The organism is Nocardia cerradoensis NBRC 101014, assembly GCF_000308535.1.
Lineage (GTDB): Bacteria > Actinomycetota > Actinomycetes > Mycobacteriales > Mycobacteriaceae > Nocardia > Nocardia cerradoensis.
In genome coordinates this window covers 1-16,726 of the sequence record NZ_BAFW01000202.1, presented here as the reverse complement: position 1 = coordinate 16,726, position 16,726 = coordinate 1, and the positions used below count along the sequence as shown (strand labels likewise).

Annotated in this window: 13 protein-coding genes and 1 pseudogene; 4 read left to right on the top strand and 10 right to left on the bottom strand. The window is 69.7% G+C overall.

Annotated elements, in window-relative coordinates; translation table 11 throughout:
- The first annotated feature begins 43 nt into the window (after positions 1 to 43).
- The gene (locus tag ON23_RS21665; RefSeq protein ID WP_245556055.1) at positions 44 to 793 is read left to right on the top strand and encodes a TetR/AcrR family transcriptional regulator; all 750 of its coding nucleotides are present in this window, start codon (positions 44 to 46) and stop codon (positions 791 to 793) included.
- A gap of 13 nt (positions 794 to 806) precedes the next feature.
- On the opposite strand, the gene ON23_RS21660 is transcribed toward ON23_RS21665, so the two are convergent.
- From ON23_RS21660 to ON23_RS21645, 4 genes are all read right to left on the bottom strand, one after another.
- Complete coding sequence (locus ON23_RS21660; protein ID WP_039780397.1) at positions 807 to 1,745, bottom strand: hydroxymethylglutaryl-CoA lyase-like TIM-barrel protein; 939 nt, start codon at positions 1,743 to 1,745, stop codon at positions 807 to 809.
- The gene (locus ON23_RS21655; protein ID WP_039780396.1) at positions 1,742 to 2,953 is read right to left on the bottom strand and encodes a CaiB/BaiF CoA transferase family protein; all 1,212 of its coding nucleotides are present in this window, start codon (positions 2,951 to 2,953) and stop codon (positions 1,742 to 1,744) included. The genes ON23_RS21660 and ON23_RS21655 overlap by 4 nt, the downstream gene beginning before the upstream one ends.
- A gap of 33 nt (positions 2,954 to 2,986) precedes the next feature.
- Complete coding sequence (locus tag ON23_RS21650; RefSeq protein ID WP_039780395.1) at positions 2,987 to 3,916, bottom strand: TauD/TfdA dioxygenase family protein; 930 nt, start codon at positions 3,914 to 3,916, stop codon at positions 2,987 to 2,989.
- 121 nt (positions 3,917 to 4,037) lie between these two features.
- Complete coding sequence (locus tag ON23_RS21645; RefSeq protein ID WP_039780394.1) at positions 4,038 to 4,808, bottom strand: deoxyribonuclease IV; 771 nt, start codon at positions 4,806 to 4,808, stop codon at positions 4,038 to 4,040.
- Between the two features lie 151 nt (positions 4,809 to 4,959).
- On the opposite strand from ON23_RS21645, the gene ON23_RS21640 reads away from it, so the two are divergent.
- Positions 4,960 to 6,201, top strand: a complete 1,242-nt coding sequence (locus ON23_RS21640; RefSeq protein WP_051043043.1) for a serine/threonine-protein kinase — start codon at positions 4,960 to 4,962, stop codon at positions 6,199 to 6,201.
- Here ON23_RS21640 and ON23_RS21635 read toward each other — a convergent pair.
- Positions 6,137 to 6,895 (bottom strand): phosphatase PAP2 family protein, encoded by a 759-nt coding sequence (locus ON23_RS21635; RefSeq protein WP_051043041.1) that lies wholly within the window; start codon positions 6,893 to 6,895, stop codon positions 6,137 to 6,139. The genes ON23_RS21640 and ON23_RS21635 overlap by 65 nt on opposite strands.
- A 124-nt stretch (positions 6,896 to 7,019) precedes the next feature.
- On the opposite strand from ON23_RS21635, the gene ON23_RS21630 reads away from it, so the two are divergent.
- The gene (locus ON23_RS21630) at positions 7,020 to 7,784 is read left to right on the top strand and encodes an ABC transporter ATP-binding protein (RefSeq protein ID WP_051043039.1); all 765 of its coding nucleotides are present in this window, start codon (positions 7,020 to 7,022) and stop codon (positions 7,782 to 7,784) included.
- A gap of 3 nt (positions 7,785 to 7,787) precedes the next feature.
- A pseudogene (locus ON23_RS21625) lies at positions 7,788 to 10,309 on the top strand (ABC transporter permease).
- A gap of 68 nt (positions 10,310 to 10,377) precedes the next feature.
- On the opposite strand, the gene ON23_RS21620 reads toward ON23_RS21625, so the two are convergent.
- The 5 genes from ON23_RS21620 to ON23_RS21600 form a co-directional block, all read right to left on the bottom strand.
- The gene (locus ON23_RS21620; protein ID WP_039780419.1) at positions 10,378 to 10,920 is read right to left on the bottom strand and encodes a hypothetical protein; all 543 of its coding nucleotides are present in this window, start codon (positions 10,918 to 10,920) and stop codon (positions 10,378 to 10,380) included.
- A 251-nt stretch (positions 10,921 to 11,171) separates the two neighbouring features.
- Positions 11,172 to 12,341 (bottom strand): VWA domain-containing protein, encoded by a 1,170-nt coding sequence (locus ON23_RS21615; RefSeq protein ID WP_039780393.1) that lies wholly within the window; start codon positions 12,339 to 12,341, stop codon positions 11,172 to 11,174.
- Positions 12,342 to 12,363: 22 nt separating this feature from the next.
- Positions 12,364 to 14,724: a DUF5682 family protein gene (locus tag ON23_RS21610; RefSeq protein ID WP_039780392.1), complete on the bottom strand. Its 2,361-nt coding sequence runs from the start codon at positions 14,722 to 14,724 to the stop codon at positions 12,364 to 12,366.
- Positions 14,721 to 15,824 (bottom strand): ATP-binding protein, encoded by a 1,104-nt coding sequence (locus tag ON23_RS21605; RefSeq protein WP_039780390.1) that lies wholly within the window; start codon positions 15,822 to 15,824, stop codon positions 14,721 to 14,723. Before ON23_RS21605 ends, ON23_RS21610 begins: the two co-directional genes overlap by 4 nt.
- The coding region (locus tag ON23_RS21600) for a DUF5691 domain-containing protein (protein WP_039780389.1) at positions 15,821 to 16,726 on the bottom strand (906 nt) is incomplete at its 5' end. The genes ON23_RS21605 and ON23_RS21600, both read right to left, overlap by 4 nt.

Below are 16,726 nucleotides of genomic sequence, written 5' to 3'. Positions count from 1 at the left end.
CGTTGTACACCGATGGTTGAATTCCGGCAAGGAGGTGTGCACGGTGACCGAGGAAGTGCCCGGACCGTTCATCTGGTCCCTGCCGGAACCGCCCGGCCGGCCGACGACGAACCTGAGCCGGGCCGGCATTCTGCGCGCGGGGATGGCGATCGCCGATGCCGAGGGCGCGCGGGCGCTGACGATGCGCCGGGTGGCCCAGGCCGTCGGCGCGTCCACGCCGATGTCGCTGTATCGCTACGTGGGCAGCAAGGACGGCCTGGTCGATCTGATGATCGACGCCGTCTACGGCGAAGTACCGCTGTCGGCGGGCCCGGACTCGGCGAGTACGGCGCAGTGGCGCGACGCGCTGGAACATCTGGCGCTGAACACCTGGGATGTGATCCGACGGCACCTGTGGTTCGGCGAACTCGTCCACACCCGCCCGCCGCTGGGTCCGAACGCGCTGCGCTACTTCGACTTTCGCTTCGCCATGCTCGAACCGCTGGGTCTGTCGGCCGACGACCTGTCACTGCTGACCGGTGCGGTGGACGGCCATCTGTTCGGCGCCGCCCTGCAAGCGGCGGAGGAGCAACGCATGCGCACCCGCGTGGGGCTGGCCACCGACGACCAGCTCGCCCGGGCCGCGAAACCACTGGTGGAGCCGCTCCTGGAAGAGGGCCGCTATCCCGCCTTCACGCGGTGGTTCCACGGCCGCACCGGCTCCGGCCCGGCCGACCCCGTGGTGTGGACACTACGGTGCCTGCTCGACGGCATCACCGCGCGTATGGGGCTCGACGAACCGGGTGGCCGATAGGGCCGGAACGTGCCTATTCCGGCCGGGCCACAACCCATTCGAAGGCGCGAGCCTCGGAGCGAGCGCCTTCGGCGGTGCGGGAGCGATTGGGTTCGCCCAGGTCGGTCAGCAGCCGTTCGGTGAGGTCGACCATGGTCGCCAGGGCCGCCGGGGTGAACCAGCCGGGGCGCGTCGCGAACAGGATGTCCTCGCTGGCGGTGTTGCCACTCGCACCCGGCGCGAAGGGGCAGCCACCCAGACCGCCCAGGGAACCATCCACCGCATCGGCACCCGCGGCCAGTGCCGCCAGCGAGTTGGCGACACCCATACCCCAGGTGTCGTGACCGTGAAAGAGAATGCGGCGCAGCGGAGTTCCCGATCGCACCGCCGCGATCAGCGCGTGCACCTGCGCCGGATATGCCTGGCCCAGCGTATCGGCGATCACGATGTCCGCGGCCCCGTCGGTGCGCGGATCGGCGGCGATCGCCAGCACCCGTTCCGGATCCACCGGTCCGTCGAACGGGCAGGTGAAAGACGTTGCCAGACACAGCTGAATCGACCCGCCGACCTCCTCGGTCAGCCGGATCGCCTCGGGCATCGCGGCCACGCTGTCTTCGGCCGTGCGGCCGATATTGGCCTTGTTGTGGGCATCCGACACCGACAGGCAGTACTGGAACTTCCGCACCCCCGCCTCGGCCGCACGCGCGACCTGCCGCGGCGTCGCCACCCACACCCAACAGCGTTGCAGCTCTTCGGGAGTCAGCGCGGCCACGACATCCATCGAGTTGGCCATGGGCGGCACCAGATCCGGGCGCGCCATCGAGCCGATCTCGAGTTCCGGCACGCCCAGGGCGAGCAGGGTGCGAGCGATCTCCACCTTGTGCTCGGTCGGCAACACCTTGCCGGTCAACTGAAGACCATCCCGCAGAGTCACATCCCGCAGCGCGCCCGCGGTGGTCACGAAGTCGCTCATCCCGCCTCCAGGCCGTCGATGTCGGCGTCCGACATTCCCAGCAGTTCCGACAGCACCTCGCGGGTGTGTTCACCCAGGTCGGGGCCTACCGTGCGGATGGGTAGCGAACGCTCGCCGATCACCGGGACGATGCCGGTGAAGGCGACCTGTTTCGGTTCGGCGGCGCCGACATCGACCGGGAAGTGCTGAATCATGTTGCGCGCCCGATACTGTTCGTCGGCGACGATATCGGCGGCGGTGTAGATGGGGCCGCACGGAATGCCCGCCTGCTCGAGGATCGCCAGCGCCTCGTCGCGGGTGTGGCGCCCACTCCATTCGCCGATCGCGGCGTCGAGGCGGTCGCGGTGGCGCCAGCGGCCGGCGTTGTCCTGCAATTCCGGATCCTCGGCGAGATCGGGACGCTCGATCACCTGCATATAACGGCGGAAGATCGCGTCGCCGTTCCCGCCGATGATGATGCTGGTGCCGTCGGCGCACGGGTAGGCGTTGCTCGGCGCGATCCCTTCCATCCTCCCGCCGACGCGCTGCCGGTTGATGCCGTAGGCCTCGTAGTCGGGAACCAGCGACTCCATCACGGAGAGAATCGACTCGTTGAGCGCGACATCGATGATGCGTTGTGGCAACGGAATTCGCTCCGCGGCCCCCTTGCGCTGGAACAACGCCAGGACCGTGCCGAAGGCGGCGTAGATCCCCGCGATGGAATCCCCGATCGAGACGCCCACCCGCACCGGCGGCCGATCCGGATCGCCGACCAGTTCGCGCAGCCCGCCGACCGCCTCGGCGACCGCGGCGAAGCCCGGCCGCTGCGACAGCGGTCCGGTCTGCCCGTAGGCGGAGATACGGGTGATCACCAGGTCGGGATTGGCCTCGTCGAGCGCCTCCGGTCCCAGTCCCCACTTCTCCAGCATCCCGGGCCGGAAATTCTCCAGCAGCACATCGCAGTGCCGGATCAGATCCAGCACGATCGCCCGGCCCGCCTCGGTGCGCAGATCGAGGGTGATCGACTTCTTGTTGCGGTTCACCGTGCGATACAGCATCGAGGTGTCGCCGCCGTAGAGCCGCCAATTGCGCAGCTCGTCACCGGTTTTCGGGCGCTCGACCTTGATCACCTCGGCGCCGAAATCGCCGAGAATGCGCCCCGCGGTCGGCGCCGCGATGTAGTTGCCCAGTTCCAGTACCCGAACGCCGGCCAGCGGTCGAATCTCCATGTACCGATTCAACCACCGGCCGGTGCCGGCGGATCAGGCCACCTCGGCCAGATCCTCGATGATCGAGTAGTGATCGGCGTTACCGGCGATGCTGAGGCTGGTTCGCCCGTCCACGCCGACCGGTATGTCGCCGGCCAGGGTGATGCGGGTCAGCTTGCGGTGCTCGGCGCCGTCGTAGTCGTCGATCGCGTAGTGCTGAGTGGCACGGTTGTCCCAGATCGCCACGTCGCCGAGCGACCAGTTCCACCGGGTGGTGTGCTCGAGCCGGGTCACCCGATCCTGCAGCAGGCGGAACAGGGCGTGCGACTCGTTGGTGGACAGACCCACGAACTGCTTGACGAAATGTCCCAGCAGCAGCGCCCGCTCACCGGTCTCGGGGTGCACCCGGACCACCGGATGCTCGGTCTCGTAGTAGGTCGACTGGAATTCCTCGCGGTAGGCCTGCGCGTTGGGATCCGGCTGCTCCTCGTGGCTGGCGGCGTAGTCGTACTTGTTGGTGTGCACGGCGCGCAGCTCCTCGGCCAGGCGCTTCAGCGGTTCCGGCAGCGAGGCGTAGGCGGCCACGGTCGAGGCCCAGGTGGTCGAGCCGCCGTAGCTGGGCAGGGTCACCGCACGCAGAATCGAGGCCTTCGGGATGCGGTCGACGAAGGTGACGTCGCTGTGCCAGCTGTTGGCGCGGCCGTGGTGGGAATCGATCGCCAGGCTCTTCACACCCTTGGACGTGACCGTCGGGTGCGGGGTGGTCGGGCTGCCGAGCAGCTGCGCGAATTCGTGCTGACCGTCCTCGGTGAGATGGTGCTGATCACGGAAGAAGATCACCTTGTGCTCGTTGAGGGCCGCCCGGATGGTCGCGACCGTCGCCGGAGTCAGATCCCCGCCGAGCCGGACACCGTCGATGCGTGCGCCGATGTGGGTTCCGAGTTTCACCACGGACACGGACTCTGCTGCGTGATCGCTTGACATGGAGGGCCTTTCGCTCGGAACTTGCTACGTTCCGAGCACACCATCGGGGCCCGAGCGCGACCAGGTTTACGGTCAGCGCGATCACAAAGACGGTGCCGGCGCTGTGCTCGGCCGACGTGGCTCAGCCGACGTGTTCGCGCAGGTAGGCGAGGTCTTCGGCGACACCTTCGGCCGGTGTTTCCAGCACCACCGGTGCATCGGCGGTCCGGCACACCTCGGCGAGCAACTGCGGATCGATGGTGCCGTCGGCGAAGTTGGCGTGCCGGTCGGCGCCGGAGTTGAAGTCGTCACGCGAGGAGTTCAGATGCACCAGATCGATGCGGCCGGTGATCGCGCGGATCCGGTCGACGACCCCGATGAGCTCCTCGCCGCCCGCCCAGGCGTGGCAGGTGTCGAGGCAGAAGCCGGCGCCGAAGTCGCCGACCGCGTCCCACAGCCGGGCGATCGAATCGAAATGGCGCGCCATGGCGTGATTACCGCCGGCGGTGTTCTCGATGAGAATCGGCACCGCGAAGCCGCCCTTGTCCTGCTGACGCTCGAACAGCTTGCGCCAGTTGACGATTCCGGCCTCGATCTCGGCATCGGAGCGCACGTGCCCGCCGTGCACGACCAGTCCGAACGCGCCCAGGTCGGCCGCGGCCTGCGCCTGCTGCGCGACCGCGTTGCGCGAGGGCATGCGCAACCGGTTGTTCGTGCTGGCCACGTTGATCTGATACGAGGAATGCACCACCACGTCGATCGGGCTGGATTTGATCTCCTCCGTGCGCGGATGCGGCTGCGGTTTGTCCCAGCCCTGCGGATCCACCACGAACATCTGGATGACGTCGGCACCCAATCGCTCGCCGAAGCCGATCGGATCACTGTCTTGACGGACGTGTGCTCCAATACGCATGGCAGAGAGCGTATCGGTACGCACCGACAGCCCGCAGCGACAGGCGGGGACCGGGCGTTCACGCGGGCCGGCGGCCCGATCGATCGAGAATGCCGGTTCCGGTGGACTGCTATGGTTTCGGTGATTCCGGCACGGGAAGTGGGAGCGGGGCATGCTGGCCAACGGTGATGTGTTCGCGGGCTACGTCATCGAACGACTGTTGGGCCGCGGCGGTATGGGGCAGGTCTATCTGGCCAAACATCCGCGTCTGCCGCGGATGACCGCGCTGAAGCTGCTCAACCGCGAGATGGTCGCCGATCCGGAGATCCGGGCCCGCTTCGAGCGCGAGGCCGATCTGGTCGCCCAACTCGATCATCCCAAGGTCGTCACGGTCTACGACCGCGGCCTCGAGGACGGTCAGCTCTGGATCTCGATGCAGTACATCGACGGTATCGACGCCGCCAGCGTGGATCCGAAGAAGCTGCCGCCGGAGCGGGCCGTGCAGATCATCGCCGAGGTGGCCGAGGCGCTGGACTACGCGCACGGCAACGGGGTCATGCACCGGGATGTGAAGCCGGGCAACATGTTGCTCGCGCGCTCCACCGGCGGCAAAGGCGAGCGGGTGTATCTCACCGACTTCGGCATCGCCCGGCTGCGCGACGACGGCGGTCATCTCACCCAGACCGGAACCTTCACCGCGACCCTGGCCTATGCCTCACCCGAACAGCTCACCGGCGCGCCGCTGGACGGCAGTTCGGACCAGTACTCGCTGGCGTGCAGCCTGTTCTGGCTGTTCACCGGCCGGGGGCCGTTCAACGCGCCGAATCCGGCGGCGGTGATCCGCGGCCATCTGCAGGGACCGCCGCCGGCGTTGAGCAGTGTGCGCCCCGGCCTGCCCGCGGGTCTGGACGCGGTCCTGCTGAAGGCGATGGCCAAGCGCGCGGGCGACCGATTCGGCAGCTGTGCCGACTTCGCCGCCGCCGCCCGCCAGGCGATCTCCCCGGCCAGCGCGCCGCGCATGCCGACGGTCGGTCGCCCCTACACCGGTCCGCCGATGCCGACGACGGGCCGGCCGGGAACCGGGCCGGGACAGCCGGTTGTGCACCGGCCCGCGACCGGTCCGTCGGTGCCGCACACGGCCCGGCCGCAACCGATGCCGCCGCACGGCGCCGTGCCCCAGCCGTATCCGGCCACCGCCGCGCGGCCGGTCGATCAGCCACAGCCCTACGGTGCGTCCGGCCAGTACAACCAGTACAACCAGCCTTACGGACACCGGCCGCCGCTGCCGCCGATGAATCAGATCCGGCAGAACCAGGCGCCCAAATCGAATACCGGGGTGATCATCGGCATCATCGTCGGCGCGGTGGTGCTGCTGCTGGTGGTTCTGGTGCTGCTGGCCGCGCTGTCGAGCTGACCCGGGCCCGCCACCACAGATAGGGGCCGAGGCACAGCGCGAGCCAGACCAGGCCGATCGCCCATCCCGCCAGCACATCGGTTGCCCAGTGCACGCCCAGATAGATCCGGGTCAGGCCGATCACCACGGCGAACAGCGCCGCGGCCGCGACGGCCGCGACGCGCACCGCGCGCCCGCGCGACGACAGCACGACCATGGCGGCGAGCACCCCGACGACGGCGGTACTGCCCAGCGTGTGACCGGACGGGAACGACGGACTGGTCTCGGTGACCAGCTGATCGACCGCGGGCGGCCGGTGCCGTCCGATCGCCGACTTCAGCACCGAACCGATCACCGCCACCCCGATACCCACCGCGGCCGTGGTCAGCAGTCGCGCCCACCGCCGCCGGACGCCGAACCACGCGCAGGCCACGATGGTCAGGGTCGTCATCGCCGCGACGCCGCCGGCATCGGTGAAGGTACTGATCGCCGGATTCAACCAGCCGAGGCGATGGTCGACCACCCAGTCGGTGATCGGCTGGTCGATGCGGGTGACGCCGCCGCCGTCGACCACGTCGTGGCTCAGTTGCGCGGCGCCGCCGAGCGCCGCGGCCGGCACGAGCAGCACCAACACCGGCATCCCTCGCAGAATGCCCCGCTGCACCAGCGCGATCCCGCCGACGAGCATCAGCAGGACCGGGGTGAGCGCAGCCATGGCACGAGGATATGTGCGTCGCCGCCCGGCACTGCGGCATCCCGGCGGGCCGGGGGTGTGCGCCCCAGGTATTGGGGGGAAATCCTGATGGCGCCCGCACGCCGGTTTGGCCAGACTGGAGACCATGACTGCCGATGCCCTGGGCACCGAACCCGCCGCGGCGACCACGCTCGCGGCCCGCGCCACCGACCTGATGAAACTGTACGGATCCGGAGACACCCAGGTCCGCGCCCTCGACGGGGTTTCGGCCGACTTCGCCCAGCGCGAGTTCACCGCGATCATGGGCCCGTCCGGCTCCGGAAAATCGACGTTGATGCACTGCCTGGCCGGGCTCGACAGCGCCACCTCCGGCACCGTGCACATCGGCGACACCGCGCTGACCGGACTGTCGGACAAACAGATGACGCGCCTGCGCCGCGACCGCATCGGCTTCGTCTTCCAGGCGTTCAACCTGGTGCCGACGCTGACCGCGCTCGAGAACATCACCCTGCCGCTGGATATCGCGGGCCGCAAACCCGATCAGGAGTGGCTGGACACCGTGATCGGACGTCTCGGTCTGGGAGATCGCCTCGACCATCGGCCGAGTGAGCTGTCGGGCGGGCAGCAGCAGCGCGTCGCATGCGCGCGGGCGCTGGTCGGCCGGCCCGACATCATCTTCGGCGACGAGCCGACCGGCAATCTCGATTCCCGCTCCTCCGGTGAGGTGCTGTCGATCCTGCGCGCGGCGGTCGACGAATTCGGTCAGACGGTCGTGATCGTGACGCACGAACCGCATGCCGCCTCCTACGCCGACCGCGTGATCTTCCTCGCCGACGGGCGCATCGTCGACGAATTGCGCGATCCGACAGCGGATTCGGTGCTGGACCGCATGAAGTCCCTGGAGGGATAGGTCATGGCTGGATCGCCGATGCGCAAGGTGGCCTTGCGCAATCTCGCCGCGCACAAGGTGCGGCTGGCGCTGACGTTGCTGTCCGTCGTGCTCGGAACCGCTTTCGTCGCAGGCTCTTTCGTCTTCACCGACACCCTGCAGCGCACCTTCGACGGCATCTTCGCCGACCAGGCGAAGGGTGTCGACGTGCGGGTGGAGCCGAAACACACACAGTCGCTGGGGGTTCCGAACGACCTCGTCGCGAAGGTCGCCGCGACCGACGGCGTGCGCGCGGTCGCGCCGGCGGTGCAGGGGCCGGTCGTCCTGCTGAAGGACGGGCATGCGGTCCAGACGGGCGGCGCACCGAGCTGGGGGCGGTCGTATCTGCCGCCCGACAAGGCGATCGCCGACCCGGAGCATTTCGTCGACGGCGTCGCGCCGGTGACACCGGGGCAGATCGCGATCAATTCCGGCGGGGCCGACCGAGCCGGATTGCACGTCGGGGACAAGGCCAAGGTGCTGATTCCCTCTCGCGGCACCATCGATATGACCGTCAGCGGCATCTACACCGTGTCCTCGGATACCGGCGGATTCATCGGGCTGCTCCTGGACGACGCGCAGGCCCGGGAACTGTTCACCGACGGAGCGCATGTCGCCTACGTGGATGTGGCCGCCGTGCCGGGAGTTTCGCCGGATACGCTGCGCGACCGGATCGCGAAGGTGGCGCCGGACTACAAGGTCATGGACGGCGATCAGGTCCGTGCCGACCTGAAGGCGCAGGTCGGCAACGCGCTGAAATTCGTCAACTACTTCCTGCTCGCCTTCGGTGCGATCGCGCTGCTGGTCGGCACGTTCATCATCTACAACACCTTCTCGATGATCGTGGCGCAGCGGTTGCGGGAGCTGGCGCTGTTGCGGGCGGTCGGGGCCGGACGGCGTCAGGTCGGATTGTCGGTGGTGGCGGAGGCTTTCGTGATCGGCCTCATCGGCAGCCTGCTCGGACTGGCCGGTGGTATCGGGCTGGCCTTCGGACTGTCCGCGCTGCTCAATGCCTTCGACCTCGGACTGCCCACCGGAACGATGCAGGTATTGCCGCGAACCGTGCTGGCGGCGATCGGCATCGGCCTCGTGGTGACCGTGGCCAGCGCCTACGCACCCGCGCGGCGGGCGGCCAAGATTCCGCCGGTGGAGGCGATGCGAGAGGAGTTCGCCTCGGTCGGTGAATCGCTGCGCGTGCGCACGGTGATCGGTGCGGTGCTGGCGGTGATCGGGGTCGTCCTGGTGGTGCTCGGGGCGCGCAACACCGGCGGCAACGCCGCGGCCACGGTCGGAATCGGCGCCGCGGCACTGATTTTCGCGGTGCTGTTCGCCTCACCCGCGCTGTCGCGGCCGGTGGTCGGGGCGCTGGGCCTGCTGGTGCGTCCGTTCGGCGCGATCGGCGCGATGGCGCGCAACAACGCCGTGCGCAATCCACGCCGCACCGCCGCCACCGCGTTCGCGCTCACCCTGGGACTGATGCTGGTCTCGGCGATCGGCATGCTCGGCGCCTCGGCGAAGGCCAGCGTCGGCGAACTCGTCGACAAGGGTGTCAACGCCGACTACGTGCTGGCCGGACCGCAGATGATCGGGGTGCCGCTGGGCGCCGCGGAGGCGGCGCGCTCGGTTCCGGACGTATCCGATGTGGTGGCCTTCCGCGGCGTCGCGCTGCGCGTGGGGGACGACCAGGTCACCGGCACCTCGCCGGACGCGCCGATGGGACAGGTCCTGCACTACGACATCCGCCAAGGCACCGACAACCGGTCACCGGCGAATCCCTGCTGGTGTCGGAAACCGAAGCGGGCGACCGTCATTGGCATGCGGGCGACCGCGTCGAGGTCACCAGTGTGGACAACAAGAAGTTCTCGGTGACCGTCGCCGGCATCTATGCCGACAGCCAGCTGCTCGGACCCCTGGTGGTGGCGCCGGACCTCTACAACCAGGTGATGCCGGTGGCGTTCCGCACCGACCTGATCGTGCTGGTCAAGGCCGCGCCGGGCGCCGACGTCGCCGCGATGCGGGGCAACCTGGAGAAGGCGACCGCCTCCTATGTGGTGGTGCAGGTGCAGGACCGCGAGGAATTCAAAGGCGCACAGGGCAAACAGATCAACACCATGCTGGCCATCCTGTACGGGCTGCTGGCATTGGCGGTGGTGATCGCGATCCTGGGCATCGTGAACACGCTGGCCCTCTCGGTCGTCGAGCGGCGGCGCGAGATCGGCATGCTCCGCGCCGTGGGGATGCAGCGACCACAGGTCCGGCGCACGATCTATCTCGAATCCATGCTGATCGCGATCTTCGGCGCCGTGGTCGGGGTGGTCCTGGGTCTCGGACTCGGCGTCGGATTCCTGCGCACGCTGTCGGATCTGGGTTTGAGCACGATCACCGTGCCGTGGGGTCAGATCGTGGGCATGCTGATCGGCTCGGCCGTGGTCGGTGTGCTGGCGGCGCTGTGGCCGGGCGTGCGCGCCGCCCGCACACCACCGCTGGCGGCGATCGCCGATCTGTGACGCACGAGCCCCGTGCGGAACCCGGCCGCTGGACGCAGGTGCGTTCAGCGGCCGGCCCCGGATCGGGCTCAGACGCAGTACTGGCAGACGCCGCCGGCGGGCAGCTGGATGAAGCACTGCGAGCAGACCGCCGGTCGCGGCTCGGAGAATTTCTCCTCCTGTGCCACCACGGTTTTCGTCGCACCGCGACCGCGGCGGCGTGCGTCCACCTTCGGCGTCAGCGGCGGAACGCCGACCTCGGCGGGCATCTCCGCACCGTAGTGCTGATAGCACTGCCAGCGGGCGTAGGCCGCGTGTAGTTCGAGATCGTCGGGAATCGGCAGGCCGGCGAGTTCGAGCACGTATTTGTAGTCGTCGCCGACGGTGTGGTTCTGGCGTACGCACAGCGCGGTCAGCGGCGGCTCGCCGGCGCCGTGGCAGCGCCGCGCGACCTTCCGCAGAATCGCGGCCATCCAGGTGCGCGTCGGCGCCTCGGTGTGCACACCGGACACGTCCTGAATCCGTTCGGCCAACTCGTTCACAGTGATGAAATGCCCGTATCCGGTCGCGGTTTCGGCCAGTTCGGCATGTGCGGCCAATGCCCAGGCCACCGCCGCCTCGCGAAATGACACCGCAGTGCCGTCACCTACCCGCCATGCTCCTGCCGTCGTGGCCACGGAATTCTTCAACACCGGTCCAAGTTATCGCGTCGATTTCCGCGCCGACGCGCGGCCCGCCGATCCGCGCGGCCCGCGCGGGGGCGAAAGCCCGCCCCGCGCCGAGAACAGCAGGTAGTCGCGCCGCGGTCGTGCGGGCCGTGAGAACCACGGCCCGGCAACCCCTTTCGATGCCCGCGGATGCGGGCGTGCCTCGGGGACCCGGCTCACCGGCCGCCCGCGTGCGATCGGGCCCACGTCGCCACATCGCCGCGGTCGAGGGCCACCGACAGCAGATCGGGAAAGCGGTCGGGAGTGCACGCGAAGGCGGGGACGCCCAGTGCGGCGAGGGCGGCGGCATTGTCGTGGTCGTAGGCCGGGGCGCCCTCGTCGGACAGCGCCAGCAGCACCAGGACCTGGACGCCGGCCTCCTTCATGGCCGAGACCCGTCGCAACATCTCGTCGCGGATTCCGCCCTCGTAGAGGTCGGAGATCAGGACGAACAGGGTGTCGGCGGGCCGGGTGATCCGTTGCCCGCAGTAGGCGATGGCCCGGTTGATATCGGTCCCGCCACCGAGTTGTGTGCCGAACAGCACATCCACCGGATCCGACAGCTGCTCGGTGAGATCCACCACCGCCGTGTCGAAGACCACCAGGGAGGTCTTCAGCGAGCGCATCGACGCGAGTACCGCACCGAAGACGGAGGCGTAGACGACGCTGGCCGCCATGGACCCCGATTGATCGATCGCGAGCACCACCTCCCGCCGCACCGCCTGCGCCTTGCGCCCGTAGCCGACCAGCTGCTGCGGCACCACCGTCCGGTGTTCGGGAAGGTAGTGGGCGAGGTTGCGGCGGATGGTCCGGTCCCAGTCGATATCGCGCAGCCGCGGACGAGACACCCGGGCCGCGCGGTTCAGCGCACCGGACACCGCCGCGACGGTGCGCGCGGCGAGCCGGCGTTCGATATCGCGCACCACCTTCTCCACCACGACTCGTGCGGTGGCACGGGTGGTTTCGGGCATCATGCGGTTGAGGCTGAGCAGGGTGCCGACGAGCTGGACGTCGGGTTCGACCGCTTCGAGCAGTTCGGGCTCGAGCAGCAGTTGTGTGAGTTGCAGACGATCGATGGCGTCGCGCTGCATGACCTCGACCACCGTCGACGGGAAGTAGGTGCGGATATCGCCCAGCCATCGGGCGACCTTCGGCGCCGAACCGCCCAGGCCGGCGGCGCGCTTGTCCGACGGGGTGTGTTCGTCGCCGTTGTAGAGCGCCGACAACGCCCGGTCCATCGCCGCGTCCTCGGCCGCGCCGAGCCCGCCGAGTCCGGCCTCTGCGGGAGCACCGAGGACCAGCCGCCAGCGCCGGGCCTGCGCCTCGTCCGATTCGATCTGTGTCATCGTCGGTTCCTCTTCGCTCGAATCATCGTGCGCCTACCAGGATTTCGGTCGCCGCGTGCAAGGCCAGGATGCCGCGAGCGGCGTCCGGCCCGGAGCGGTCATGCGGTGCGGCCACCGGCGTCCCGTCCCGGACGGCGCGGGCGATGGCCTGGCGTTCTCCCGCCTCGAAGGCGCCGAAGGTCCGCCGCAACAGCGGCAGTGTCGCGACGAACTGCTCCTCGTCCAGCTCGCGCAGCCAGGAGTCGATGCGCCGCAACAGGTCTCGGTCGTGGACGAGAAGCAGGCCGCGTCCACCCAGGAAACCGTCGATCCACGCCGCCTTCTCCGCCGGGCTGTGGCCGATCGACAGCGCCGCCGACAGCCGGCGCGCGGCATCGGCGTCGGCGATGATTCCCGCGTCGCAGAGCAATCGGACGGCGCGACCCACCAGCGCCCCGTGCACATCGTCGCGGTCGGCCAGCAGGCCCAGTGCCGCGAGCCAGGACCGGGTGGCGTGCGCCTCGTCGCGGGTCGCGATCGCGACGTGGGTGGCATCGATCAGGCCGCGCAGCTGCGTGGCGGCATCGGTGTCGAGACCGGTGACGGCGCCCGGCAATCCGGCACAGATGCGCAGGAGCAGGCCGTCGGCGACCCGGGCCAGCGCGCCCACATCGGTGCTGCGGACGTCGCCGTAGCGCAGTGTGCGGATCAGCCCGGGCAGCGCGGCGAGCAGGTGGGTGACGTCGTGATCCAGCGCGGCCACCGCCTCCAGGCGGGCGACCAGACCGTCCACCGCGCCGCCGAGGTCGGCCAGCAGCGCGGTTTCCAGGGCCGCGCTGATATCGGCGACCGTGGCGTCGGCGGCGCCGGCCCGGTCGAGAATCTTCGCCTCGGCCGCGGTGCGGATGGTGGTACCCCAGCGCGACGCCTCGATGACCGCGACGGAGAGGCCGGGTTCCCACCGCAGCGCCCACGATTCGCGGAAGGTGCCGGTATTGCGCACCTCGCCGGTCATCGGTGTGCCCCAGTCGATTCCGAGCAGTCGCAGCCGATGCAGCAGATGCGACCGGGCCACATCGCGGTCCTTGCGCAGATCCAGGTCCACCTGCTGGGCCAGGGCCTGCTGTTTGAGCCGGAGGGTGCGCGCCTGCGCGCGCAGGTCGGCATCCAGCGGGACGGTCGGCGTGTTCTCCGGCACCGAACCGAGCGCCTCGCCGACGACCAGTTCGCTGCTGACGAACCGCAGCATCGACTCGTCGCCGTCGCAGAGCACCGACCGCGTGGCATCGGTGACCTCGGACAATCCCGGTGCGGGGCGCCCGCGCAACGCGGCCAGCGTCTCGGCCAGGCGGACCGACTCGATGATGTGCGCACTGGACACCGGCAGGTCGCGGGCGCGCAGCGCACCGGCCACCCGGGTGAACCAGCGCGCGATCGGTTCGTCGGTGCGGGTGAACAGGTGGTGATACCAGCCCGGTGAGGTGATACCGGCGCCGTAACCGGACGAGCCGGCCAGCCGGGAGTGGGTCCACGGTACCCAGGTCAGTGTGGCCTTCACCTTCGGCAGACCCTTGAGCAGACGGGAATCGGCGGCTGCCGGACCGAGTTTGCCCGCCAGCGCCGGGGCATGCCATGCGCCGCAGACCACCGCGATCCGGCGGGCGCCGCTCTTGAGTGTCCGGCGTATGACCTGTCGCATATACGCCTCGCGTTGCAGGGTCCGCAGGTCGATGCCGCCGGGCAGGAGCTGGGCAGACGCGGATGAATCCGGCTGTAGCGCAGCATCTCCCGCATCGTCGATGGCACCTTCGGCGTGCTGATCCAGGATGGACGGTGCGGGCGCCGCGGCTCCCGGATCCGTATCCGACGCCGCCGGCCCGGCCGCTGCCCGGAGGGCGCCCATGGCCTCGGTGATGGCGTCGAAGATCTCGGTGCCGTCCCCGGTGGGAGCAGACGACGATTCGATGACGGCGTCCCACCAGCGCTCCGGATCGTCGTATCCGCCCGCGGCGGCCAGTGCGGCCAGCGGATCACCGCTGTCACCCGGCTCGGTGTCGAGGGCGAGGGTGGTGGCGGCCGGAAGATCGCAGAAGCTCACGGGCACAGCGTGTTCGGACGCATACCGCAGCGCCTGCCATTCCGGGGAGAACACGGCGAACGGCCAGAACGCCGCCCGCGAGGGCTCGTTCGGGGCATAGGCCAGCAGTGCCACCGGTGGTGCCATTCCCTCGGCGGCGACATACCCGACCAGCGGATCGGCATCGGCCGGGCCTTCGATCAGGATCGCATCCGGACGGAAACGCTCCAGCGCCCACGACAGCGAGCGGGCCGACCCGGGGCCGTGGTGGCGGATCCCGAAGACCTGCGTCCGCGGCTCGTCGAGCGCGACGGATTCGCCGCTCATCCGTGCACCTCACGGCAGGCGCGGTAGAAATCGGACCACTCCGGGCGTTCGCGGACCACGGCCTCGAGGTACTCGGTCCACACGACGGCGTCGGCGACCGGATCCTTGATCACCGCGCCGAGTACCGCACCGGCGACATCGCTCGCGCGCAGCACCCCGTCCCCGAAATGCGCCGCGAGCGCGATGCCGTTGGTGAGCACCGAAATCGCCTCCGCCGTCGACAATGTGCCCGACGGCGACTTCAATTTGGTCCGGCCGTCCTCGGTGATGCCGGAACGCAGTTCGCGGAAGACCCGTACCACGCGCCGCACTTCCTCGGCCGCGGCCGGGATCGGCGGCAATTGCAGTGCGGCGCCGAGTTGTTCGACCCGCCGGGTGACGATCGCGACCTCGTCGTCCTCGCCGGCGGGCAGCGGCAGCACCACGGTGTTGAATCGGCGGCGCAGCGCGGAGGAGAGTTCGTTCACGCCGCGGTCGCGGTCGTTGGCGGTGGCGATGACGTTGAAACCCTTGGCCGCCTGCACCTCGATACCGAGTTCCGGTACCGGCAGGGTCTTCTCCGACAGCACCGTGATCAGCGCGTCCTGCACGTCGGAGGGAATGCGGGTGAGCTCCTCGACCCGGGCGATCGCACCGGTGCGCATCGCGGTCATGACGGGCGAGGGCACCAGGGCGCCGTCGCTGGGTCCTTCCGCGAGCAGGCGCGCATAGTTCCAGCCGTATCGGATCGCCTCTTCGGCGGTTCCGGACGTGCCCTGCACCAACAGCGTGGATGCGCCGCTGACGGCCGCCGAAAGATGTTCCGACACCCAGGTTTTCGCGGTGCCCGGTACGCCGAGCAGCAGCAGCGCGCGATCGGTCGCAAGCGTCGCCACCGCCACCTCCATCAGGCGTCGCGGACCGACGTACTTCGGGGTGATCACCGTGCCGTCGGACAGGGTGTCGCCGAGCAGGTAGGTGACCACCGCCCACGGCGAGAGCCGCCACGACGGTGGACGCGGACGGTCGTCGACGGCGGCGAGGGCTCGCAGTTCGTCGGCGTAGGCCTGTTCGGCATGGGGGCGCAGCAGGTCGGCGGGCGGGTTCTGGGTCGTGGTCATGCCAGCTCCTCGAGCATCAGGGTGCGTTGGGTCAGATCATCGGCGAGGCGGTCGAAGGCGCTTTGCCAGGAGGGGTCAGCGCAGCGGCGGGCGGCGACGGACACCGCCGCGACCGCGCGGACCGGGAAATTGATCGCGGCACTGCGCAGCAGCGTGCGATAGGAGGCGGGGGACAGCCCGGCCGCTCCGGGACGGGCGGCGGCCAGATGGGCCCGATCGAGCAGCAGCCGGACCAGGTGTTCGGCCAGCGGCTGCGGCCACGGCCGCGGTAACGCCGAGACCAGCAGTTCCAGTTCGGCCAGCCAACTGCTGTCCAGGCCGCACAGGTACCGCACGCGCCGCTCGACCGGCAGCAGCGCGAACAACTGTTGCCGCAGTCGCGGATCCGCACCCAGGGTCGGCGTGGTGGTCAGCACCTCGAACAGTGGCGTCGCCCAGCAGGAATCACCCTGTGCGAGAGCCGCTTCCGACCAGCCCGCGGCGACCGGTCCGAGGATGTCGTCGGGAAGCCGCAGCGCGGTGGCCGCCTCCGGTGAGCCGCACAGGTGTTCCCAATGGCGCAACGGAGTGGCGGCCATCAGGCGGCGCAGCCGTTCGGCATCCACGTCGGCCCCACCGTCGCGGCGGTAGGCCACCGGGTCGAGCCGGTCGCCGAGTCCGTCGCGGCGGGCCGCGTCGTCGAGATCGTGCGGCAGGTGCGCCTCGAGCGCGCCGGACCGGATGATCAGCCAGCGGCTCGCGCGCTCGCGCATCCGCTCCGCGAAGGCCGAATCCGGCAGGTGTGCGAGGAGATCGGCGGCCGTACGGCGAACCTCGGGCCGCGCGTCGTCGAGGGCGGATTCGAGCAGGGGCTCGTCGTCGGGCCCGACCCCGGCGGCCAGGACCGCCAGCAGTTCGGCGCG